The 23,478-nt window shown below is 72.1% G+C and carries 18 protein-coding genes; 12 read left to right on the top strand and 6 right to left on the bottom strand.

Going from position 1 to position 23,478, the window contains the following annotated elements:
• Positions 1-34 precede the first annotated feature (34 nt).
• Complete coding sequence (pepN, locus tag ACFWRT_RS18885; RefSeq protein ID WP_380953422.1) at positions 35-2,611, top strand: aminopeptidase N; 2,577 nt, start codon at positions 35-37, stop codon at positions 2,609-2,611.
• A gap of 205 nt (positions 2,612-2,816) precedes the next feature.
• A complete protein-coding gene (locus tag ACFWRT_RS18880; RefSeq protein WP_380953421.1) occupies positions 2,817-3,347 on the top strand; it encodes a hypothetical protein in 531 nt (176 codons plus the stop codon).
• 103 nt (positions 3,348-3,450) lie between these two features.
• On the opposite strand, the gene alc is transcribed toward ACFWRT_RS18880, so the two are convergent.
• The 5 genes from alc to ACFWRT_RS18855 form a co-directional block, all read right to left on the bottom strand.
• Complete coding sequence (gene alc, locus ACFWRT_RS18875; protein WP_380953420.1) at positions 3,451-4,605, bottom strand: allantoicase; 1,155 nt, start codon at positions 4,603-4,605, stop codon at positions 3,451-3,453.
• 64 nt (positions 4,606-4,669) lie between these two features.
• Positions 4,670-5,581, bottom strand: coding sequence for a LysR family transcriptional regulator (locus ACFWRT_RS18870; protein WP_380953419.1), 912 nt, complete (start codon positions 5,579-5,581; stop codon positions 4,670-4,672).
• Between the two features lie 94 nt (positions 5,582-5,675).
• Entirely contained in the window at positions 5,676-5,888 is a 213-nt protein-coding gene (locus tag ACFWRT_RS18865) for a hypothetical protein (protein WP_030563756.1), read from the bottom strand.
• 38 nt (positions 5,889-5,926) lie between these two features.
• On the bottom strand, positions 5,927-8,062 hold the full coding sequence (malQ, locus tag ACFWRT_RS18860; protein ID WP_380953418.1) for a 4-alpha-glucanotransferase: 2,136 nt from the start codon (positions 8,060-8,062) through the stop codon (positions 5,927-5,929).
• Positions 8,063-8,374 carry a hypothetical protein gene (locus ACFWRT_RS18855; protein ID WP_356750159.1) on the bottom strand — a complete coding sequence of 104 codons (312 nt, stop codon included), beginning with the start codon at positions 8,372-8,374 and terminating at the stop codon, positions 8,063-8,065.
• A gap of 324 nt (positions 8,375-8,698) precedes the next feature.
• On the opposite strand from ACFWRT_RS18855, the gene ACFWRT_RS18850 reads away from it, so the two are divergent.
• Positions 8,699-11,710 (top strand): beta-N-acetylglucosaminidase domain-containing protein, encoded by a 3,012-nt coding sequence (locus ACFWRT_RS18850; RefSeq protein WP_380953417.1) that lies wholly within the window; start codon positions 8,699-8,701, stop codon positions 11,708-11,710.
• Between the two features lie 24 nt (positions 11,711-11,734).
• Here the strand turns inward: ACFWRT_RS18850 and ACFWRT_RS18845 are convergent, their stop codons facing one another.
• Positions 11,735-12,271 carry an HNH endonuclease gene (locus tag ACFWRT_RS18845; RefSeq protein ID WP_018511439.1) on the bottom strand — a complete coding sequence of 179 codons (537 nt, stop codon included), beginning with the start codon at positions 12,269-12,271 and terminating at the stop codon, positions 11,735-11,737.
• A 316-nt stretch (positions 12,272-12,587) separates the two neighbouring features.
• Here ACFWRT_RS18845 and ACFWRT_RS18840 point away from each other — a divergent pair, with 316 nt between their 5' ends.
• The 9 genes from ACFWRT_RS18840 to ACFWRT_RS18800 all read left to right on the top strand — a co-directional run bounded on the left by ACFWRT_RS18840 (position 12,588) and on the right by ACFWRT_RS18800 (position 23,468).
• A complete protein-coding gene (locus ACFWRT_RS18840) occupies positions 12,588-13,658 on the top strand; it encodes a mechanosensitive ion channel family protein (RefSeq protein WP_380953416.1) in 1,071 nt (356 codons plus the stop codon).
• 187 nt (positions 13,659-13,845) lie between these two features.
• On the top strand, positions 13,846-15,051 hold the full coding sequence (locus tag ACFWRT_RS18835) for an ROK family transcriptional regulator (RefSeq protein ID WP_380953415.1): 1,206 nt from the start codon (positions 13,846-13,848) through the stop codon (positions 15,049-15,051).
• 127 nt (positions 15,052-15,178) lie between these two features.
• Entirely contained in the window at positions 15,179-16,510 is a 1,332-nt protein-coding gene (locus ACFWRT_RS18830) for an ABC transporter substrate-binding protein (protein ID WP_380953414.1), read from the top strand.
• 7 nt (positions 16,511-16,517) lie between these two features.
• Positions 16,518-17,459 carry a carbohydrate ABC transporter permease gene (locus ACFWRT_RS18825; protein ID WP_380953413.1) on the top strand — a complete coding sequence of 314 codons (942 nt, stop codon included), beginning with the start codon at positions 16,518-16,520 and terminating at the stop codon, positions 17,457-17,459.
• Between the two features lie 3 nt (positions 17,460-17,462).
• On the top strand, positions 17,463-18,362 hold the full coding sequence (locus ACFWRT_RS18820) for a carbohydrate ABC transporter permease (RefSeq protein WP_380953412.1): 900 nt from the start codon (positions 17,463-17,465) through the stop codon (positions 18,360-18,362).
• A gap of 2 nt (positions 18,363-18,364) precedes the next feature.
• Complete coding sequence (locus ACFWRT_RS18815) at positions 18,365-19,630, top strand: 6-phospho-beta-glucosidase (protein WP_380953411.1); 1,266 nt, start codon at positions 18,365-18,367, stop codon at positions 19,628-19,630.
• A complete protein-coding gene (locus tag ACFWRT_RS18810; protein WP_380953410.1) occupies positions 19,621-20,604 on the top strand; it encodes an N-acetylglucosamine kinase in 984 nt (327 codons plus the stop codon). The genes ACFWRT_RS18815 and ACFWRT_RS18810 overlap by 10 nt, the downstream gene beginning before the upstream one ends.
• A gap of 414 nt (positions 20,605-21,018) precedes the next feature.
• Positions 21,019-22,407, top strand: coding sequence for a hypothetical protein (locus ACFWRT_RS18805; protein ID WP_380953409.1), 1,389 nt, complete (start codon positions 21,019-21,021; stop codon positions 22,405-22,407).
• Between the two features lie 11 nt (positions 22,408-22,418).
• On the top strand, positions 22,419-23,468 hold the full coding sequence (locus ACFWRT_RS18800) for a glutamate ABC transporter substrate-binding protein (protein ID WP_380953408.1): 1,050 nt from the start codon (positions 22,419-22,421) through the stop codon (positions 23,466-23,468).
• The last annotated feature ends 10 nt before the right edge of the window (positions 23,469-23,478 follow it).

The following is a 23,478-nucleotide window of genomic DNA, read 5'->3' as shown; positions in this document are numbered from 1 at the left end:
GATCCGAAACGTCACCATCGAAGGAGATGACCGCGTGCCTGGCACGAATCTGACCCGCGAAGAGGCACAGGAGCGGGCGCGCCTGCTGACCGTGGACGCGTACGAGATCGATCTCGACCTCTCCGGAGCGCAGGAGGGCGGCACCTACCGGTCCGTGACCACCGTGCGGTTCGACTCCGCGGAGGCCGGTGCGGAGACCTTCGTCGACCTGGTCGCCCCGGCCGTCCACGAGGTCGTGCTCAACGGCGAGGCGCTGGACGTCGCCGCCGTGTTCCGCGACTCCCGGATCGCCCTGGCCGGGCTGCGCGAAGGCGCCAACGAGCTGAAGGTCGCCGCCGACTGCGCGTACACCAACACCGGTGAGGGCCTGCACCGGTTCGTCGACCCGGTCGACGAGCAGGCCTACCTCTACACCCAGTTCGAGGTGCCGGACGCTCGCCGCGTCTTCGCCTCCTTCGAGCAGCCGGACCTGAAGGCGACCTTCCAGTTCACCGTGAAGGCCCCCGCCGGCTGGACGGTCATCTCGAACTCGCCGACGCCCGAGCCGAAGGACGACGTCTGGACGTTCGAGCCGACGCCGCGCATCTCCACGTACATCACGGCGCTCATCGTCGGCCCGTACCACTCGGTGCACAGCAGCTACGAGAAGGACGGCCAGACCGTCCCGCTCGGCATCTACTGCCGCCCCTCGCTCGCGGAGTACCTGGACGCGGAGGACATCTTCGCCGTGACCCGGCAGGGCTTCGCGTGGTTCCAGGAGAAGTTCGACTACGCGTACCCGTTCGCCAAGTACGACCAGCTCTTCGTCCCGGAGTTCAACGCGGGCGCGATGGAGAACGCGGGCGCGGTCACCATCCGCGACCAGTACGTCTTCCGCTCCAAGGTGACGGACGCGGCGTACGAGGTGCGCGCCGAGACGATCCTGCACGAGCTGGCCCACATGTGGTTCGGCGACCTCGTGACGATGGAGTGGTGGAACGACCTCTGGCTCAACGAGTCGTTCGCCACCTACACCTCGATCGCCTGCCAGGCGGACGCCGAGGGCTCGAAGTGGCCGCACTCCTGGACGACGTTCGCCAACTCCATGAAGACCTGGGCGTACCGGCAGGACCAGTTGCCCTCCACGCACCCGATCATGGCCGACATCAGCGACCTGGACGACGTCCTCGTCAACTTCGACGGCATCACGTACGCCAAGGGCGCCTCCGTCCTCAAGCAGCTCGTGGCGTACGTCGGCAAGGACGCGTTCTTCCAGGGCGTGCAGGCGTACTTCAAGGCGCACGCCTTCGGCAACACGCGTCTGAGCGACCTGCTGGGCGCGCTGGAGAAGACCTCCGGCCGCGACCTGAAGACCTGGTCGAAGGCGTGGCTGGAGACGGCCGGCATCAACATCCTGCGCCCGGAGATCGAGACCGACGCGGACGGTCGCGTCACCTCCTTCACCGTCCTCCAGGAGGCCCCGGCGCTGCCCGCCGGCGCCAAGGGCGAGCCGACGCTGCGCCCGCACCGGATCGCCATCGGCGCGTACGACCTGGACGAGAGCGGCAAGCTCGTCCGGACGGACCGGATCGAGCTGGACGTCGACGGCGAGCGCACCGCCGTGCCGGACCTGGTGGGCAAGGCCCGCCCGGCGGTCGTCCTGCTCAACGACGACGACCTCTCGTACGCGAAGGTCCGCCTCGACGAGGAGTCGCTGCGGGTCGTCACCGAGCACCTGGGCGACTTCACCGAGTCCCTGCCGCGCGCCCTGTGTTGGGCCTCCGCCTGGGACATGACGCGCGACGGCGAGCTGGCGACCCGCGACTACCTCGCGCTGGTGCTCTCCGGCATCGGCAAGGAGTCGGACATCGGCGTCGTCCAGTCGCTGCACCGTCAGCTCAAGCTGGCCCTGGACCTGTACGCGGCGCCGGAGACCCGTCAGGCCGCGCTCAACCAGTGGACGGAGGCGACGCTGGCGCACCTGCGGGCGGCGGAGCCGGGCAGCGACCACCAGCTCGCGTGGGCCCGTGCCTTCGCGGCGACGGCCCGCAACCCGCAGCAGTTGGACCTGCTCCAGTCGCTGCTGGACGGTACGGAGTCGGTCGAGGGCCTGACCGTCGACACCGAGCTGCGCTGGGCGTTCGTGCAGCGGCTGGGGGCCGTGGGCCTGCTCGACGAGGAGGAGATCGCCGCCGAGTACGAGCGCGACCGGACGGCGGCGGGCGAGCGCCACGCGGCCACCGCCCGGGCCTCGCAGCCCTCGGAGGAGGCCAAGGCGCAGGCGTGGGCCTCGGTCGTGGAGTCGGGCGAGCTGCCCAACTCGCTCCAGGAGGCGGTCATCACCGGCTTCGTCCAGGCGGACCAGCGCGAGCTGCTGGCCCCGTACACGGAGAAGTACTTCGCCTCGGTGAAGGAGGTCTCGGACTCGCGCAGCCACGAGATGGCCCAGCAGATCATCGTGGGCCTCTACCCGGCCCTCCAGGTCTCCCAGGAGACATTGGACGCCACGGACGCGTGGCTGGCCTCGGCCGAGCCGAGCGCGGCCCTGCGCCGGATGATGTCGGAGTCGCGGTCGGGCGTGGAGCGCGCGCTGAAGGCCCAGGCGGCGGACGCGGCGGCGGCCACCGCGTAGTCGTTGTCCGTAGTCAGTCGTTGTCCGTAGTCAGTCATTGTCCGTACGGCCCTGGGGGCGTCCTCTTCGCTGCGGCGGAGGGGGCGCCCCCTCGGCGTACGCCCGCGTCTCTTCGGCGTACGCCCGCGCGCGGGGTGGTCTCCCGTGGCCTACGGTCCGAAGGGTCGTCGCAAGAGCTTCGGTCGCAGGCCACGGGAGGGTTCGGATGCCCGGCTTCGCCGCGGTGCCGGTCGCGCTGGCCCTGTGCGCGGGTCTGCTGACGGGCCCGGCCGTCGCGGAGCCCCGTAACGACTGCCGTACGAGCCCGGCCGGCTGCTACGGCCTCTACACGTACGGGTACAGCCTCGGGCTGCATCCGTTCACCGAGGCGCACGACGTCCGCGAGCAGCTCACCCACCACTTCTGGCTCTTCCCGGTCAGCGGCGGCTGCCCGAGCCGGATCCGGGCGGGCGCCCGCTGCGAGCTGCTGGGCGGCAACCCGGTGGAGGTCGAGTACATCGGGAACACCTTCTTCCAGATCAACACGCTGCCGGGCCACCAGCTCGGCCGGGGCATGCACATCCGCTTCGTGTTCTCGCGGACGCTCGGCTTCCACACCTTGACCGTCCGCGCCTGGCAGGACCGGCCCACCGACTGCACGGGCGAGGCCTTCTGCAACACGGTGAACCGGGTGTTCGCCTGGGGCACCTGGCGGGTGCTGGCCCAGACGCTGCGGTTCTCCGCGTACGCCGCCTGAGCCGCGGGCCGGGGAAACCGCCCGACGGAAACGGGCCGTTGGAATCCGCCCGGCGGGCGGGCGCAGGAGCGCAGCCGTCCGCCGGGCGGGAACTGGGGGTGACCTACGCGCCGGACTCCTCGTAGCGGCGGGTCAGCTCGGCCGTGCCGGACTCCGTGAAGCCGCCGTGCAGCCGCATCCGGGCCACCCCTCCGTCGGGGAAGGCGTCGAGGCGGACGTGGGTGACGACGGCCTGGGCTCGGAGCACGAAGCGGTGCGGGGTGTCGGGCTGGAGGCGGGTGCGCGGGATGATCTCGAACCACTCGCCGGTGTCGCCGTTGCGGCCCTGGAGGGCGATCCAGCCGGCGGAGTTGCCCTTGAGGTAGGCGGTGTCGATCTCGACCGCGCGGACCGCGCCCTGGGCCGGGAGGCGGAAGCGGACCCAGTCGTTGGTGTCGCGGACCCGGCGGCGGCGGTTCTCCCAGCCGTCGTCCATCTTGCGGGAGGTGCCCGGCAGGATGATCTGGGTGGGCGAGGAGTAGAAGCGGTCGGAGGCGTCCTCGTAGGTGCCGCCGTTGAGCACCGAGATCAGGTCGACCGTGCCGAGCGCGGCGATCCAGGCCGGGTCCGGGACGACCTCGCCGTGCACACGGAGGCGGGCTATGCCGCCGTCGGGGTGCTGGCAAAGGCGCAGGTGCGTGTAGCGGCGGCCGCCGGTGATCTCGAAGGCGTTGGCCGCGTGGCCGCGTACGGGGGTGGGCGGAAGGATCTCCTCCCACTTCACGTCGTCGGCGAGCAGCTCCTCGGGGCTCGGGGCGCCCTGGACGGCGGTGGCCTGCACCGATACGCGCTGGGGGTAGTTGCCGCGGAAGTGGGCGGTGTCCACGATCAGGCCGCGCACGATGCCGGGCGCGCCGAGGCGGACGATCGCCCAGTCGTGGTCCTCTGGGGCCGGGAAGGGGTTCTCCGCGTCGGCGCCACGGCGGCGGCGGGTCTCCCAGCCGTCCATGATCTTGCCCTTGTGGCCGAAGTGCTCGGGGTCGAAGACGGCCCGCTCACGCAGGAGGAGGTTCTCGCGCTCGGCGAAGAACTCGTCGTTGGCGGCGATCACACCGGCGCCGAGGCGGCGGTCGGCGAGGTCGACCAGTTCGGTGAAGGGGAGGTCGCCCGCCTCGCGGTAGTCGGCGTACGGGTCGCCGCCTCCGTAGGGCGCGGCGTCATTGGCGTGGGGGTCGGTGTCGGAGTTCTGGAATGTGGTCTCGCTCGCGTCGAAGGTCATGTCCCTACCTTCACGCCGACAGACCTGTCAGGTCCATCGAAAGTTTTCGCAGATACCATTCAGTTCATCTGAACGATTCCGCAACCTCCGTGAGCGCCGCGAGCACCCGGGCCACCGCCGGGCCGCTCTCCGCCCCGTGCCGGACCGCCGCCACCACATGGCGGCGCGGCTGGTCCGCCTCCAGGACCCGCATCACCACCCCCTCCGGCCGCTGCTCGCGGGAGGCCATCCGGGGGACGAGGGCGATGCCCATGCCCGCCTCGACCAGAGCCAGGATCGCGGTCCAGCCGGCGGCGCTGTGGGCCTGCTCGGGGACGAAGCCGGCCGCCTCGCAGGCGGCCGTGGTGATCTCGGACCAGGGGCCCGAGCCGCCGAAGATCCAGCGGTCGGCGGCCAGGTCGGCGAGGCGCAGCGCGGGCGCGTCGGCCAGCGGGTGGCCGGCCGGGAGCGCCACGTCCAGCGGGTCGGCCAGCAGCGGGAAGCGGGAGAAGCGGGGGTCGCGGGCGGTCGGGGCGTGGGCGGCCAGCGAGAGGGCCAGATCCACCTCGCCCGCGGTGAGCAGCTCGTACGCCTGGGCCGCCTCGGCCTCCCGTACGCGTACGTCGGGTCCCGGACGGGCCTCGGCGCGCAGCAGCCGCACGGCGGGGACGACGAGGGCGGGTACGGCGGTGGAGAAGGCGCCGACCCGCACCTCACCGGCCTCGCCGCGCAGATAGCCGGTGAGTTCGGCGTCCGCCCGCTCCAGTTGGGCGAAGACCGCCTCGGCGTGGCGCAGGACGAGGTGGGCGGCGTCCGTGAGGCGGACGCGGCGGCCCTGGGGCTCCAGGAGCTCCACGCCGAGCTGTCTGGCCAGGTTGGTGAGCTGCTGGGAGACGGCGGAGGGGGTCATCAGGAGCGCCTCGGCGGTCGCGGTGACCGTGCCCCGGTCGCGCAGGGTGCGCAGGATGCGGAGCTTCTTGACGTCCCACTCGGTCATGCCCGCAACCTACCGGTGGGCCCGCCGGTGCCGGACGCGCCGATGCGCCGCGCGGTAGCTCCTACCGGCGGCGCATCCTTCGTGCGGGTGCGGGTCAGACCTGCTTCTTGGACTTGTCCAGGACCATGACCAGGGCCGTGATCACCAGGAACAGGCCGATGGGCGCGATGACGTAGAGGCCGATGGTCTCCATCGCGCTGAGGCCCGGGCCCGGGTCGTCACCGTCGTCGCGCGTGTACGCCAGGGCCGGGGCCGACATGAGCAGCATCATCAGCGTCGTCCCGGCCGCAACGACGCCGGCGCGCATTCCGTTCTTCTTGTCCACGGTGCCAACGTAGCGAATGGCTAGGCGGGCCGCTCGCCCGGGGGTGCCGTACGGGCCTTCGGCGGCCGCAGGACCTCCATCAGGGCGTGCAGCCGGGGCGAGGCGGCGATCTCCTCCAGGGTGACCGGATGGCCCTCCGGGTCGGCGATGGGCAGCCGCCAGTTGGGGTACTGGTCCCAGGTGCCGGGGAGGTTCTGCGGGCGGCGGTCGCCCACGGTGTCGGGGAGCCAGACGCCGGTCATCCGGGCGGGGGTGGCGCGCAGGAAGCGGTGGACGGCGCGGACGGCCGCCTCCTCGTTGCCGTCGCCCTCGGGGAGCATCCGCAGCCGGGCGAGGAGGGCCAGCCACTCGGCGGTGGAGGTGACGTCCTCGGTGAGCTCCTCCTCCAGGGGGCGGGTGAGCAGGCCGAGGCGGTGGCGGAGCGTCACATGGTCGCCGGTCAGCCGGGCGGCGGTGGAGGGCAGGTCGTGGGTGGTGGCGGTGGCGAGGCAGTCCCGCCGCCACTTCTCGGGGGCCAGGGGGCGGCCGTCGCCGTCCCAGTCGCGCTCGAACCAGAGCACGGAGGTGCCGAGCACCCCGCGCCGGGCGAGCGCCTCGCGGACGCCGGGCTCGACGGTGCCGAGGTCCTCGCCGACGACGGCGGAACCGGCGCGGTGGGCCTCCAGGACGAGGACGGCGAGCATCGCCTCGGCGTCGTACGTGACGTACGTACCGTCGGTGGGCGGTCTGCCCTCCGGCACCCACCAGAGCCGGAAGAGGCCCATGACGTGGTCGATGCGCAGGGCGCCCGCGTGGGCCAGGAGGCCGCGCAGCAGGCCCCGGAAGGCGGCGTAACCGGTGGCGGCGAGGTCGTCGGGGCGCCAGGGCGGCAGGCCCCAGTCCTGGCCGCGCGCGTTGAAGGCGTCCGGGGGCGCGCCGACGGACATGCCGTGGGCGAAGGCGTCCTGCTGGGACCAGGTGTCGGCGCCCGCCGGGTGCACGCCGACGGCCAGGTCGTGGACGATCCCGACCTCCATCCCGGCGTCCTCGGCGGCCCGCTGGGCGTCGGCGAGCTGGGTGGCGGTGAGCCAGGCGAGGCGGCAGTGGAGGTCGACCCGCTCCAGCAGCCCGGAGCGGGCGCGGGCGGTCGCCGGGGAGCGGGGGTCGCGCAGGGGCTCGGGCCAGGCGTGCCAGTCGGGCCCGTGCACCTCGGCGAGCGCGCACCACAGGGCGTGGTCCTCCAGCGCCTGGCCCTGCTCGGCCAGGAAGTCGCAGTAGGCGGCGCGGCGGCCGGGGGTGAGGGGCACCTGGGCGATCAGCTCCAGGGCCTGCCGCTTCAGCTCCCAGACGGCGTCCCGGTCGATCAGGGCGCCCTTGTTGAGGACGGCCTCGCTGAGCGCGGCGGCCTCCTGGTGGAGGTCCTCCAGGGTGGTGCGGTCGTGGACGTGCCCGTACTCCGGGATGGACTCGACGTGCAGGTGCACCGGGTCGGGGAAGCGGCGCGAGGAGGGGCGGTAGGGGGACGGGTCGGTGGGCTTGCCGGGAACGGCCGCGTGCAACGGGTTGACCTGGACGAAGCCGGAGCCGAGGGTGCGCCCGGACCAGGCGGCGAGGTCGGCCAGGTCGCCGAGGTCGCCCATGCCCCAGGAGCGGGCGGAGAGCAGGGAGTAGAGCTGGACCAGGAAGCCATGGGTGCGCTCGGGCGGCTGCGGGACCCGGGCCGGGGCGACGACCAGGGTGGCGGTGGCCTCGTGGTGGTCGGGTGCGCGGACGTGGAGGCGGTGGACGCCGTACGGGGGGTCGGTCCACCCGGCGGGCCGGGGGCCGGCAGCCTCCATGACCGCCCCCGAGGCCTGCGGCACCTTCCAGGAGGTGGCGGGCGCGGGGGGCCCGCCGGCCGGCTCCGGCTCGACCGTGACGGTCGAGCCGGGCGGCAGCGCGGTCAGCGCGGGCGGCAGCGGCTCACCGGCCCAGACCACCACGGTCGGCGGCAGCAGGCGCGAGCGGGACTCCGCGGCGACGAGTGACCTCCGTACGTCCTCCGGGGTGCCGGCGTCCACGCCCAGCGCGGCGAGCACGGCGATGACCGTGACGTCGGGGACGGACACCGTGACATCCGGGGACGGGGAGTAGGAGGTGGCGACACCGTGCAGTGCGGCGAGCCGGGACAAGCCCATTCAGACTCCTGGGAACTCCATGCCCCCTGCGGTGCCGGGTGCGGTCGGCTCGCTGGTCAGAGGGGCGACGGCGGCGAGCGGAGGCTCGCTCGTGAGCGGGGTGGCATCGGCGAGCGGGGGCTCGCTGGTCAGCGGTGCGGCATCGGCGAACGAGGACTCACCGAGCAGGAGGGAGACATCGGCGAGCGGCGGCCCGCTGATCAGGTGGGCGACATCGGCGAGGGGAAGTCCGCTGGTGAGCGGTGCGGGATCGGCTTGGGCGGGTACCTGTTTGGAGAGGGCGGAGAGCAGAAGCTGCGCGGATGCGGGCATGGTGGCCTCCTGGCCGTGGAGAACAGGACACAGCAGGCCTACCCAGGCCTCGCGTGCGCAGACCTGGACGTGACGTACACGTCATGTCCAGGCAGCTACCACGTACGCATCAGAACAACGAGCCAACGTGCCGTGGGTCACATTCCGTTCCCTCGTGCGGCAGGTATGAGCCGTTTTCAGCCATCCCCGTCAGCCACACCCGTCCCACCAGGCACGAAGCTGTCACTATTCCCGGCAAATCCGGCAGAACAGCCACCTGCATTGACACCCTCGCGCCCGGGTGGTGGGCTCGGACCCCACTCAGGCCTTTCGAGGGAGCGCGACGTGCGGTTCGGGCGCAGGAAGCAGGCCACGGCCGTGGCCGTCGCCGTGATCGGTGGGCTGCTGAGCCCCTTCGCACCGGCCGCGACCGCCGCCCCCGCCGACCCCGGCAAACCCCCCGCCACCTCGCCCGACCGTGCCGCTTCGCCCGACCGCGCCGCCGCGGCGCAGCCGCCCGCCGTCTGGCCCCGGCCGCAGAGCATCCGGACCACCGGCCCGGCCGTCCCGCTCGGCCGTGAGGCCACCGTCGTCGCCGCGCCGGACGCCGATCCGTACGCCGTGGAGGAGCTCCGCTCCCTGCTCCGCGCGGCCGGGGTCACGACCCTGCACGAGAGCCTGCCCGGGCGCGGGCCCCTGATCCGGATCGGCGGCCCGGGCGCCGGGGAGGCCCTGCGGGCACTGCGCGCGCCGGACCGCGCCGACCTGCCCACCGGCGGCTACCGGATCGCCTCCGGCAAGGTCGCCGGGCGCGCCACCGTGGCCCTGGACGGGCTCGGCGAGGACGGCCTGTTCCATGCGGTCCAGACCCTGCGGCAGCTCGTGAGCGGCGGCGCCGTGGCCGGGGTCGTGGTGCGGGACTGGCCGGGCACGGCCGTACGGGGCATGGCCGAGGGGTTCTACGGACAGCCCTGGACCCAGGAGGAGCGGCTCGCGCAGCTCGACTTCATGGGCCGCACCAAGCAGAACCGGTACCTCTACGCGGCGGGCGACGACCCCTACCGGCTGGCCCGGTGGCGTGAGCCGTACCCGGCCATCGAGCGCGCCGAATTCCGGGAGCTGGCGCGGAAGGCCGAGGCCGGGCATGTGACGCTCGGCTGGGCGGTCTCCCCGGGACAGGCCATGTGCATGGCGTCCGACAGGGACGTCCGCGCGCTGACCAGGAAGATCGACGCGATGTGGGCGCTGGGGGTGCGGGTCTTCCAGCTCCAGTTCCAGGACGTCAGCTACAGCGAGTGGCACTGCGACCTGGACGCCGAGACGTTCGGCAGCGGCCCCAAGGCGGCGGCCCGCGCGCAGGCGCGGGTGGCCGGGGCCGTCGCCCGGCATCTGGAGGAGCGCCATCCGGACGCGGCGCCGCTGTCGGTGCTGCCGACGGAGTTCTACCAGGACGGGGCGACCGACTACCGCACGGCGCTCGCCGCCGAGCTGGACGGCCGGGTGCAGGTGGCCTGGACCGGCGTCGGGGTCGTACCGAAGAGGATCACCGGCCGTGAGCTGTCCGGGGCGCGGGCCGCGTTCCGCCACCCGCTGGTGACGATGGACAACTACCCGGTCAACGACTACGCCCAGGACCGGATCTTCCTGGGGCCGTACACCGGCCGGGACCCGGCGGTGGCGAGCGGTTCGGCGGCGCTGCTGGCCAACGCGATGGAGCAGGCGGCCGCCTCCCGCATCCCGCTGTTCACCGCCGCCGACTTCGCCTGGAACCCGAAGGGGTACCGCGCCGACGAGTCCTGGCAGGCGGCGATCGACGATCTGGCGGGCGGCGACGCCGGCGCCCGGGAGGCGCTGCGGGCGCTCGCGGGCAACAGCGCGGACTCCGTGCTCGGCTCGGCGGAGTCCGCCTACCTCCAGCCCCTGTTCGCCGCGTTCTGGCAGTCCCGGGCGGCCGCCGCGCCGGTACGCGACCGGGCGGCGCGCGAGCTGCGGGCGGCCTTCACCGTGATGCGGCAGACCCCCGACCGGCTCGCCACCCCCGCCGAGGGGCGCCTCGCCGACGAGGTGCGCCCCTGGACCGAGCAACTGGCCCGCTACGGCCACGCCGGTGAGCTCGTCGTGGACCTGCTCCAGGCCCAGGCGGCCGGCGACGGGGTGGCCGCCTGGCGGGCGCAGCTCGCGCTGGAGCCGCTGCGCCAGGAGATCGCGGCGGCCAGGGCCACGGTCGGCAAGGGGGTGCTCGACCCCTTCCTGGACCGGGCCGAGAAGACCGCCGACGGCTTCAACGGCGTGGACCGGTCCAGCGGCCGGGTCACCAAGGACACCCACAGCTATACGGTCCGCCTGGACCGGGCCCGCCCGGTGGAGGCCGTGACGGCGCTCGCCGAGCCCGGACCCGACCTGGCCGACGCGGTCGTGGAGGCCCACGTTCCGGGCGAGGGCTGGCGGGCGCTGGGGCGGCTCTCCCCGACCGGCTGGACCCAGACCGCCGCGAAGGGGCTGCGCGCGGACGCCGTACGGGTCACGGTGCCCGAGGCGGTCCGGACCACGCCCCCGTCGTACCTGAGCCCCAGCCTGCCGCCGGCCCCCGCGATCCCGGCGGGAACCCCGAAGCTGCGCGCCCTGGTGCCGTGGTTCGGGGACGAGCCGGACGCGGTGCTCGACCTGACGCACGGCGAGACGGACGCGGAGATCGGCGGTGAGCCGCAGCGGGTGGCGGCACGGCTGGCCGGGCGGCGTCCGGCCGAGGTGAAGGGCAAGCTCACCGCGAGGGCGCCCAAGGGCATCGAGGTGCGGGTCCCGAAGCAGACGACGGTGCCGCGCGGCTCCCGTACCGAGGTGCCGGTGGACATCACCGTTCCGGCGGACACCCCGGCGGGCGAGTACGAGGTGCCGCTGACCTTCGGCGGCCAGGAGTCCACGCTGACCGTACGGGCCTTCCCACGCACCGGCGGCCCGGATCTGGTGCGTACGGCCACGGCCTCCTCCTCCGCCGACGAGACCCCGGACTTCCCGGCCTCCGCCGCCTCGGACGGCGATCCGGAGACCCGGTGGTCCTCGCCGGTGGAGGACGGCGCGTGGTGGCAGGCCGAACTCCCGCAGCCGGTGCGGCTGGGGCAGGTGGTGCTGTCGTGGCAGGACGCGTACGCCTCTGCCTACCGCATACAGACCTCCGCCGACGGCCGCACCTGGCGCACCGCCGCGACCGTCCAGGAGGGCCGGGGCGGGCGCGAGTCGGTGCGGATGGACGCGAAGGACACCCGCTTCATCCGGGTGCAGGGCGACGCGCGGGCGACGCGGTACGGCTACTCGCTGTGGTCGGTGGAGGCCTACGCCGTCGTGGAGCATGCCCCCTGACAAAGGGACGACGAAGGCCCGGTCTCAGGCGGAAACGCCGTCGATCCGGGCCATCACGTCGTCCGCGCCGAACGGTTGCAAATACGGCAGCCAGCGCGGGTCGCGGTGCCCGGTCCCGATGATCCGCCAGGCCAGACCGGTCGGCGGGGCGGGCTGGTGCCGCAGCCGCCAGCCGAGCTCGGGGAGGTGGCGGTCGGCCTTGACGTGGTTGCAGCGGCGGCAGGCCGCCACCACGTTGTCCCACGCGTGCTGTCCACCGCGGCTGCGCGGGATGACGTGGTCGACGCTGGTCGCGGCGGCCCCGCAGTACATGCAGCGCCCCCCGTCCCGGGCGAACAGCGCCCGGCGCGTCAGGGGAACGGGCCCCCGGTAGGGGACCCGGACGAAACGCTTGAGCCGGACCACGCTGGGCGCGGGCACGGCAGCGGTGGCACTGTGCAGGAAGGCGCCGGTCTCCTCAAGGCAGATCGCCTTGTTTTCGAGGACGAGGACGAGCGCGCGGCGGAGCGGTACGACGCCGAGCGGCTCGTACGACGCGTTGAGAACCAGGACGTGCGGCACGGTGGATGCCTCCTTGTACGCCGGCGGCGCGTGGCTCGCGCCGGGACGATCCGATCTCAGTCTCTCCTCATGCCTGGTCAAAGCGCCACCACGTAGGGGTAACGGGCCGGGAGGATTTTTCTCACCCTCCGGCCCGGCGGGCGCCCGCCGGACTCCCCCGAGGTGTCTCACCAGGGCGGCGTCCCGCGCTGTGCGATCGGCCACAGCACACATATCCCTGGTGAGACCTGTCTCTCCCCCGAGAACGGCAACGATCCACTCCCCCGGCTTCGTTAGTGTTATCGGTCAACCCGTCGTCCCTCTGGAGGTCCGCACCGTGCACCTGTCCGTCCTCATGGCCGCAACCCCGTCACCCGGGCCTGGCGGCTCGCTGGAGGAAGCCGCCGAGCAGGCCGGGAACGCCGCGGGGTGGGTCGAGGAGAACTGGTCCACCTGGCTGAGCACCGGTCTGCGGATCCTGCTGATCGTGGCCGTCGCGGTCACGCTGCGCTATCTGATCCGGCGCGCCCTGACCAACCTGATCGACCGGATGAACCGCAGCGCCCAGGCGGTGGAGGGCACGGCGCTGGGCGGTCTGCTGGTGAACGCGGAGCGCAGACGCCAGCGGTCGGAGGCGATCGGCTCGGTCCTGCGGTCGGTGGCCTCCTTCATGATCATGGGAACGGCCGTCCTGATGGTGCTGGGCGCCTTCAAGATCAACCTGGCGCCGCTGCTCGCCTCGGCCGGTGTCGCCGGTGTGGCGCTCGGTTTCGGCGCGCGCAACCTGGTCACGGACTTCCTCTCCGGTGTCTTCATGATCCTGGAGGACCAGTACGGGGTCGGGGACACGGTCGACGCGGGGGTGGCCTCCGGTGAGGTCATCGAGGTGGGCCTGCGGGTCACCAAGCTGCGCGGCGACAACGGCGAGATCTGGTACGTCCGCAACGGCGAGGTGAAGCGGATCGGCAACCTCAGCCAGGGCTGGTCCACCGCCGGGGTCGATGTCACGGTGCGCCCGACGGAGAACCTGGAGCACGTCCGTGAGGCGATCACCACGGCCGCCGAGACCATGTCCAAGGAAGAGCCCTGGTCGGAGCGGTTGTGGGGCCCGGTGGAGGTGCTCGGCCTGGACGCGGTCCTGCTGGACTCCATGACGGTCCGGGTCACCGCGAAGACGATGCCGGGCAAGTCGGTGGGCGTGGAGCGCGAGCTGCGCTGGCGCATCAAGCAGGCGCTGGACGACGCGGGCATCCGCATGATCGGCGCGGTGCCGCTCCAGGCGGAGGGCGAGTCCACGGCGGACCCGACGGCGGCGATGGCGGCCCCCTCGGCGTACGCGTCGGCGACCTCCCCGCAGTCGATGGCGGCGACCCCGATACCGCCGCCGGCGACGAACCTGAACAAGTAGCCCTCGCTGACGACAAGCCCCCGGCCGCCCCTGGACCCCAGGAAGGCGGCCGGGGGCTTCCGCGTGCGAGGTAACACTTTGATTGCCGGACTGGCGGTCACCATTGACGCCCCGGTGACCCGCGTCTTACGGTCCTCCCGGAATAGGAAAGTTTCCTAACAGAGTCGACGAGGGTGGGGCATCCACGATGACGGGAACCACACCGGGCACCCCCCGGGTGCTGCGGGCCATGAACGACCGGGCCGCCCTCGATCTGCTGCTGGAGCACGGACCGCTCTCCCGGACCCGGATCGGCAAGCTGACCGGGCTCTCCAAGCCCACCGCGTCCCAGCTCCTGGCCCGGCTGGAGGCGGCGGGGCTCGTCGTCGCCACCGGGACCAGTGAGGGGCGGCCGGGGCCCAACGCGCAGCTCTACACCGTGAACGCGCGCGCCGCCCATGTCGCCGGGCTCGATGTGAACGAGCGGCGCATCATCGCCGCCGTCGCGGATGTGACCGGGGCGAGCGTCGGGGAGTTCGAGCTCGCGACACCGGGGCGGCGCGCCGACAGCGTGGTGCGCCAGGTCGCCGACGCGCTGGACGGGGCGGTGAAGGAGGCCGGGCTGACCCGCGCCGACATCCACCGGATCGTCATCGGCACGCCGGGCGCCTTCGACCCGGGCACCGGGCGGCTGCGGTACGCCTCGCACCTGCCCGGCTGGCACTCCCCCACCCTCCTGGACGAGCTGGCAGCCTTCCTGCCGATGCCGGTGGAGTACGAGAACGACGTCAACCTGGTCGCCGTGGCCGAGCAGCGCCTCGGTGCGGCCCGCGGCCACGAGGACTTCGTGCTGCTCTGGAACGAGGAGGGGCTCGGCGCCGCCCTCGTCATCAACGGGCGCCTGCACCGCGGCTTCACCGGCGGCGCGGGCGAGGTCGGCTTCCTGCCGGTGCCCGGCACCCCCCTCGTACGCCAGGTCGTCAAGGCCAACAGCGGCGGCTTCCAGGAGCTGGCGGGCGCCCAGGCGGTGCCCCGGATCGCCAAGGCGCTCGGCATCGACCCCCCGCAGCAGCCGCACGCCAAGGCCGCCGCCACCCTGCTGGAGCGGGCGGCCGCCGCGTACGAGCGGGACGAGGCGCTCACCGAGCTGCTCGGCCAGTACGCGCACCGGCTCGCCACCGGCCTCGCCTCCGTCACCGCCGTCCTGGACCCGGGGCTCATCGTGCTCGCCGGCGGCGCGGTCGCGTCGGGCGGCGAGGTCCTGCGCTCCCTGATCCAGTCCGAGCTGGCCGAACTCGCCGCCTCCCGGCCCCGCCTGGTCGTCGGCGAGATCGACCGCACCCCCGTCCTGCGCGGCGCCCTGGAGAGGGCGCTCGCCGACACCCGCGACGAAGTGTTCGACACCTCGCGCTGAGCCCGTCCATCTCCCGTCCCGCCGCTGCTTCTCTTCCCCCGTCCTGCCGTCTGCTTCTCTTCCCCCCCGTCCTGCCGTCCGCTTCTCTTCCCCCGTCTTCTCTTCCCCCGTCCCTGGGAGCTTTGTCATGCGCACAAGCCGTCTCACCACCACCGCTGTCGCCGTCGCCGCGATATCGGTGCTCGCCACCGCGTGTACCGGCCAGTCCGAGACCGGAGCCACCGACGACCCGAAGGCGAAGACCACGATCAACTTCTGGCACGGCTGGAGCTCGCCCGCCGAGGTCAAGGCCGTCCAGGACAACATCGACCGGTTCGAGAAGGCCCACCCGAACATCACGGTGAAGGTCTCCGGCAACATCAACGACGACAAGCTCAACCAGGCGCTGCGTGCGGGCGGTTCGAACGGGCCCGATGTGGTCTCCTCCTTCACCACCGCCAACGTCGGCAAGTTCTGCTCGTCGGGCGCCTTCACCGACCTCAAGCCGTTCATCGAGAAGTCGAAGCTCGACCTGGAGAAGACGTTCCCGAAGGTCCTCCTCGACTACACCCAGTTCGAGGGCAAGCGGTGCGCCCTGCCGCTGCTCACGGACGCCTACGGCCTCTACTACAACAAGGACGCCTTCAAGAAGGCCGGGATCGCCGCCCCGCCGAAGACGATGTCCGAACTGGCGAGCGTCGCGAAGAAGCTGACGGTGGAGAAGGGCGACAGCTACCAGCAGCTCGGGTTCATGCCGAACTTCCACGGTTACGAGACCGTCGCCGACCACTACCTGTCCTCGTGGGACCACACGTACTTCGACGAGAACGGCAAGTCCAGCATCGCCAAGGACCCGGCGTTCGCGGAGATGTTCACGTACCAGAAGAAGCTCGTGGAGACCCTCGGCGGCTACGCGAAGCTGGAGAAGTACCGCGGCACCTTCGGTGACGAGTGGGGCGCCAAACACCCCTTCCACACCGGCCAGGTGGCCATGCAGCTGGACGGCGAGTGGCGGCTCGGGATGGCCGAGGACGCCGGAGCCGGCTTCGAGATCGGGGTCGCGCCGATGCCCGTCGCCGACGACGAGGTCGACAGCTACGGCAAGGGGTTCCTCTCCGGCACCATCGTCGGCATCGCGCCGGCCAGCAAGAAGCAGAACGCCGCCTGGGAGCTGGTGAAGTACATGACCAGCGACACCGAGGCGGTCGTCAACTTCGCCAACGGCATCCGGAACGTGCCCTCCACCTTCGCGGCGCTGAAGTCGCCGGACCTGAAGTTCGACCCGCGCTTCAAGACCTTCCTGGACATCGCCCAGCACCCCAAGTCCAGCACCCCCGACGGGGCCGTCAACGGCTCCACGTACCAGCAGACCCTCCAGGACTTCGGCTACCAGTACGAGAAGGGCGCGGTGAAGGACCTCCAGGCCGGTCTGGGGAAGACCGCGAAGCAGATCGACACCGACATCGCCAAGGCCAAGTAGCCCGATGATGACGACGCACACACTCCGCTCCAAGCGCCGCAGGTCGGCGTTGCGGAACGCGGCCTTCATGTCGCCGTGGCTGATCGGGTTCTCGGTCTTCTTCGCGTACCCGATGGTCTCGACGGTCTACTTCTCCTTCACGTCGTACGACGGGTTCGGGGCGCCGGTCTTCAACGGGCTGACGAACTGGACGTACGTCTTCCAGGACTATCCGATGTTCTGGCCGTCCCTGTGGAACACGCTCTGGCTGGTCGTCGTGATGGTCACCTGCCGGGTCCTCTTCGGGCTCGGGATCGGGCTGCTGATCACCAAGATCAAGACGGGGACGGGCGTCTTCCGGACGCTGTTCTACCTGCCGTACCTGGCCCCGCCCGTCGCCGCGACCCTCGCCTTCGTCTTTCTCCTCAACCCCGGCACCGGGCCCGTCAACGCGATCCTGGGCGACCTGGGCCTGCCGACACCCGGCTGGTTCAACGACGCCACCTGGTCCAAGCCGGCCCTCACCATGCTCGCGGTCTGGGGCATCGGGGACCTGATGGTCATCTTCATGGCCTCGCTGCTGGACGTGCCGACCGAGCAGTACGAGGCGGCCGAGCTGGACGGCGCCTCCGCCTGGCAGAAGTTCCGCTTCGTGACCCTGCCGAACATCGCGCCGATCGTGCTGTTCGCCGTCGTGACGGGCGTCATCCAGGCGATGCAGTACTACACCCAGCCTCTGGTCGCCGGAAAGGTCGCCTCCGGGATCATCGGCGGCTCGGGACAGTCCTTCGAACCCGGCTATCCCGACAAGTCGACACTCACCCTCCCCCAGCTCGTCTACAACCTCGGCTTCCAGCGCTTCGACTACGGCGCCGGCTGTGTCGTCGCCCTCATCCTGTTCGCCCTGGCCATGGCCTTCACCGCACTGCTCATGCGGGGCCGCAACAACCTGATCCAGGCCGGTGACTGAGCCATGACCCAGCTCCTCGACAAGCCCGGCGCACTCCTCAAGACTGATGCTCCCACGCCCGCCGCGCGCACCGCCCGCCGCAAGGCGCTGCTGCACTGGATCGCCGTCCACTCGCTCGGGATCGCCGCCGCGCTCTTCTTCGTGCTGCCGTTCGTCTTCGTGGTGCTCACCTCGCTGATGAACGACCAGCAGGCGCTGACCCGCGACCTCACCCCCAACACCTGGGAGTGGGGCAACTACGAGCGGGTCTTCAACACCCCCGGCTTCCTAACCTGGTGGCGCAACACCCTCTTGTACGCGGGACTCGGCACCGTACTCACCGTCGTGTCGTCGATCCCCGTGGCGTACGCGCTGGCGAAGTTCCACTTCCGGGGCCGCAAGCTGTCCCTGATGCTCGTCATCTCGATGATGATGCTGCCGCCGCAGGTCGTCATCATCCCCATGTACCTGTTCTGGGCGAAGCAGATGGACCTCTCCGGCACCCTGTGGCCGCTGATCATCCCGATGGCCTTCGGTGACGCGTTCTCCATCTTCCTGCTGCGGCAGTTTCTTCTGACCATCCCGAACGAGTACCTGGACGCGGCCAAGGTGGACGGCTGCGGTGAGTTCCGTACGCTGATGAAGGTCGTCCTGCCGATGGCCAGACCCGGCATCGCGGCCATCGCCCTCTTCCAGTTCTTCGCCGCCTGGAACGACTACTTCGGACCACAGATCTACGCCTCCGAGAACCCGGCCGCCTGGACGCTCAGTTACGGCCTGGAATCCTTCAAGGGCGCACACCACACCGACTGGAACCTGACCATGGCCGCGACCGTTCTGGTCATGGCCCCCGTGATCGCCGTCTTCTTCTTCGCTCAGAAGGCATTCGTCGAGGGCGTCACACTCACCGGAGTAAAGGGCTGACAATGAAGCTCGCAGTAGTTGGTGGCGGGTCCACCTACACCCCTGAACTGATCGACGGCTTCGCCCGGTTGCGGGACACCCTGCCGGTCGAGGAGCTGGTGCTCGTCGACCCGGCGGCCGACCGGCTGGAGCTGGTCGGCGGCCTGGCGCGGCGGATCTTCGCCAAGCAGGACCACGCCGGGAAGATCACCACGACCACCGACCTGGACGCGGGCGTCGCCGGCGCCGACGCGGTCCTCCTCCAGTTGCGCGTCGGCGGACAGGCCGCGCGCAACCAGGACGAGACGTGGCCGCTGGAGTGCGGCTGCATCGGCCAGGAGACCACCGGCGCCGGCGGCCTCGCCAAGGCGCTGCGGACCGTGCCGGTCGTCCTGGACATCGCCGAGCGGGTGCGCCGCACCAACCCGGACGCCTGGATCATCGACTTCACCAACCCGGTCGGCATCGTCACCCGCGCCCTGCTCCAGGCCGGGCACAAGGCGGTCGGCCTGTGCAACGTGGCGATCGGCTTCCAGCGCAAGTTCGCCCGGCTGCTGGACGTGAACCCCTCCGAGGTCCACCTCGACCACGTGGGGCTCAACCACCTCACCTGGGAGCTGGGCGTGCGCCTGGGCGGCCCGGACGGCGAGAACGTGCTGCCGAAGCTGCTCGCCGAGCACGGTGACGCCATCGCGGACGACCTCCACATGCCGCGTCAGATCGTGGACCGGCTCGGTGTGGTCCCCTCGTACTACCTGCGCTACTTCTACGCCCACGACGAGGTCGTCCGGGAGCTCGGCACCAAGCCGTCCCGGGCCGCCGAGGTCGCGGCGATGGAGAAGGAGCTGCTGGCGATGTACGGCGACCCGGCGCTGGACACGAAGCCCGAGCTGCTCGCCAAGCGGGGCGGCGCGTTCTACTCGGAGGCGGCGGTGGACCTCGCGGCCTCGCTGCTGGGCGGCGGCGGTTCGCCGGTCCAGGTGGTGAACACGTACAACAACGGGACGCTGCCGTTCCTCCCGGACGACGCGGTCATCGAGGTGCAGGCCCGGGTGGACCACAGCGGTGCGACCCCGCTGGCCGTGCCCGCGCTGGACCCGCTGTACGCCGGTCTGATCGCCAACGTGACGGCGTACGAGGACCTCGCCCTGGAAGCCGCGCTGCGCGGGGGCCGGGACCGGGTATTCAAGGCGCTGCTCTCCCATCCGCTGATCGGCCAGTACGACTACGCCGAGCAGCTCACCGACCGGCTGATCGCGCACAACCGGGAGCACCTCGCGTGGGCGTGAACGTCTCGGTCGTCGCCGTCGACGCGGGCAACAGCAAGACCGATGTGGCGTTGATCGGTGAGGACGGAACGGTTCTTTCGACGGCCCGGGGCGGGGGGTTCCAGCCGCCCTACGTGGGGGTGGAGGCGGCGCTCGACGTGCTGGCCGGGGCACTGGACGAGGCCTTCGCGGCGTTGCCCGGGCCTGTCGGCTCCGTCGGCTCCGTCGGCCACATCTCAGCGTGCCTGGCCAACGCCGACCTGCCGGTCGAGGAGGCGGAGCTGGCCGAGGCGCTGGAGGCCCGGGGCTGGGGGACGTCGGTCCAGGTGCGCAACGACACCTTCGCGATCCTGCGCGCGGGGGTGGACGAGCCCCGGGGCGTCGCGGTGGTCTGCGGGGCCGGGATCAACTGCGTGGGCATGGTGCCGGACGGGCGGACGGCCCGCTTCCCCGCGATCGGCCGGATATCCGGCGACTGGGGCGGCGGTGCGGGGCTCGCGGAGGAGGCGCTGTGGTTCGCCGCGCGCGCCGAGGACGGACGGGGCGAGCCGACCGAGCTGGCCCGGGTACTGCCGGGCCACTTCGGGCTCGACTCGATGTACGCCCTGATCGAGGCGCTGCACCGGGGCACGATCCCGCTGACCCGGCGCCACGAGCTGACGCCCGTGCTGTTCGCCACCGCCGTCGTCGGCGACCCGGTGGCGGCCGCGCTGGTGGAGCGGTTGGCGCAGGAGGTGGTGGCGATGGCGTCGGTGGCGCTGACCCGGCTCGGGCTGCTGGAGGAGGAGGCTCCGGTGCTGCTGGGCGGCAGCGTGCTGGCCGCGCGCCATCCGCAGCTGAACGACCGGATCGCCGAACTGCTCGCGGTACGCGCCCCGAAGGCCGTGGTGCGGGTGGTGTCCGAGCCGCCGGTGCTGGGGGCTGCGCTGCTGGGGCTGGACGTCACGGGGGCGGCGCCGGAGGTCCACCGGCGGCTGCGGGCGCAGTACGCCTGATCTCCTGGGAGGACCGGATCGGGGGGCGGCCTGTCGCGTTCGGCGCGGTGGGGCGCCCCTCCCCCGTTCGGGGGAACGCGGGAGGGGCGGGGAACCGATCGGGCGCCCCACTCGTGTACCTGATGGGGAGTCCGCAACGCACGGGGATGGCTGGGCGGTCGGGGAGGCTCGGGGCGGATCCGGAGCGGTGCGAAGGGGCCGGCGAGGCTGCCGGTTCGCTTATGGGGATGTTTCGGGGCACGTTGCGCCGATCGCCTTGATCGACCGCGTCCGCCCTGATCGAATGCGTTGTCCGGTGCGGGATCCAGGCGTTCCCGATGTGCGGGTCCGTCCCCGCGGCCATACTTCTGGCCGGGTGCCGGCACGCGATCGGCCAGGGTCCGGGGGACTGTCGGTGACCGAGGGGGAGGTCGAGTGACACAGCTGCCACAGGGCGGCCCGCAGACGCAGCGCGCGCCGGAGCAGACGCCCGCGCCCACCGGTCTGCCCGCTCAACGCCCGGGCTCCTGGGCCGTGCAGAGCCGTCGGCTGCGTGCTGCGGCGACGACCGAGCCCGGCCGCCTCCAGATCATCGGGGCCGTGCTGGCGCTGCTGGTCGTGGCGTTCGGGGCGGTGACCGCCCTGGAGATCTCGCACCGGACCTCCGCCGCCGACGACGTGGTGGGGCGCAGCCAGCCGCTCAGCGCGGACGCGGCGAACATCTACCGCTCGCTCGCCGACGCGGACACGATGGCGGCCAGTGGCTTCCTCGCGGGGGCGCAGGAGCCGAAGGCCGTACAGGAGCAGTATCGGAAGGACATCGAGGAAGCGGCCCGGCTGCTGGTGAAGGCGTCGGCCAGCACCGACTCCTCGACCAGCTCCTCACAGGAGATCACCACCCTCAACGAGCTGCTGCCCGTCTACACCGGTCTGATCGAACGGGCCCGCGCCAACAACCGGCAGGGGCTGCCGCTCGGCGGCGCCTATCTCCGGTACGCCAACCAGAGGATGACCAACGAGCTGCTGCCGGCGGCCGAGCGGCTGTACGCGGCGGAGACGGGCCGGCTCGACCGGGACTCCGCCGACGCCCGCCGGTGGCCCTTCCTCTCGCTCGCCGCCGGACTCGTCGTGCTGGGCGCACTGGTGTGGATGCAGCGCCGCAACTACCGCCGCACCAACCGGGTGTTCAACCACGGCCTGCTGGTGGCGACGGCCGCCGCCACGGTGGTGCTGCTCTGGCTGGCGGTCGGGCACACGGTGGCCCGCACCGAGCTGCGGTCCGCGATGACACAGGGCCAGGAGTCGCTCGACGTGCTCAACAACGCACGCATCAACTCCCTGAAGGCGCGCGCCAACGAGAACCTGACGCTGGTGGCACGCGGCGCCGTACTGACCGCCGACGGTTCGGCCGACCAGTACGAGACGGACTACACCACGGGCATGAAGGCCCTCCGGGCGCAGCTCGACGAGGCCGAGCGGCTCGCGGACGACGAGAGCGGCAGCGCCCCGGTGGCCAAGGCCGCCAGGAGCGTCACCGAGTGGCAGGACCGCCACCGCACGGCGCGTGCCACGGACGACAAGGGCGACTACGACGGCGCTCTGCGGCAGATCATCGGGGCGGAGGACTCCACGGGGCAGTCCTTCCAGCAGGTGGACACCGCACTGCGGACGGCGCTCGCCCATGAGCAGGGCGAGTTCGCCGCGGCCGCCGAGGACGGGCGCGGGGCCCTGCGCGGCCTGCCGACCGGAGCCGCCGCGCTGGCGGTGCTGGGGGCGGTCGCCGCGATCCTCGGGATCAACCGCAGGCTCTCGGAGTACCGGTGAGAGGGGCAGCGATGGCCAGGGCGAGGACGTGGACGCGGCGCCGCACCCCACGGGGCGGGCTGCGCGGCTGGGGCGGAGTGACGGCGATGGCGGTGGCGTGCGTGATCACCGCCGCGCTCACCCTGCTGCCGCTCTCCCGGCACGGCGGGCGGACTGCCGGGGCGGACTCGGTGGGCAGCGGAGCGGCGGCGGCCGTCCCGGTGCGGGCCGAGGCGTGCACCGATCCCGAGGCGAGCCTGCCGCCCTCGTCGGCGGACGGGCCGGGCATCGCGAAGATCAAGGCGCGCGGCAAGCTGGTCGCGGGCGTCGACCAGAACAGCTACCGCTGGGGCTACCGCAATCCGTACAGCGGCGAGCTCGAAGGGTTCGACATCGACCTCGTGCGGGCGCTGGCCAAGGACATCCTCGGCGACCCGGACGCGGTGATCTTCCGGGCCATCCCCACCAACCAGCGCATCGCCGCCCTGGAGAGGGACCGGGTCGACGTCATCGTGCGGACGATGACCATCAACTGCAAGCGGCTGGAGCAGGTCTCCTTCTCCACCGCCTACTTCCGGACCGGGCAGCAGATCCTGGCCCCCAAGGACTCCCCCATCACGGGGTACGACGACTCGCTGAAGGGCAAGCGGGTCTGCTCCGGCGAGAGCACCACCGCGTTCGAGGCGCTGGAGAAGGAGTCTTTCGGGGCGATATTCAGGGACGAGTTCGACGGCACCGAGCGGGACCCGGACCGGCTGACCGTCCCCAACCAGTTGGACTGCCTGGTCCGGCTCCAGCTCGGCGAGGTCGACGCCGTCCTCACGGACAACGCCCTCGGCGCCGGGCAGGCGGCGCAGGACCCGGCGGTGGCCCTCAAGGGCGCGGGGCCGTTCACCACCGAGTTCTACGGCGTGGCGGCGAAGAAGGGTGCCGACGATCTGGTGGCCCGGGTCAACAAGGTCCTGGTGGACTATCGCGCGGGCGGGAAGGACAGCGCCTGGATGGTGTCGTACCGCAAGTGGCTGGCCGCCGGACTGCCCGGCATCACGGCGCCGCCGGCCCCGAAGTACCGGAGCGAGTGAACCGGGCGCC

The sequence above is a fragment of the Streptomyces cyaneofuscatus genome (genome assembly GCF_042718795.1).
Classification (GTDB): domain Bacteria; phylum Actinomycetota; class Actinomycetes; order Streptomycetales; family Streptomycetaceae; genus Streptomyces; species Streptomyces cyaneofuscatus_A.
The sequence above is the reverse complement of the archived record's forward strand: the minus strand, read 5'-3'. Positions and strand labels throughout refer to the sequence as shown.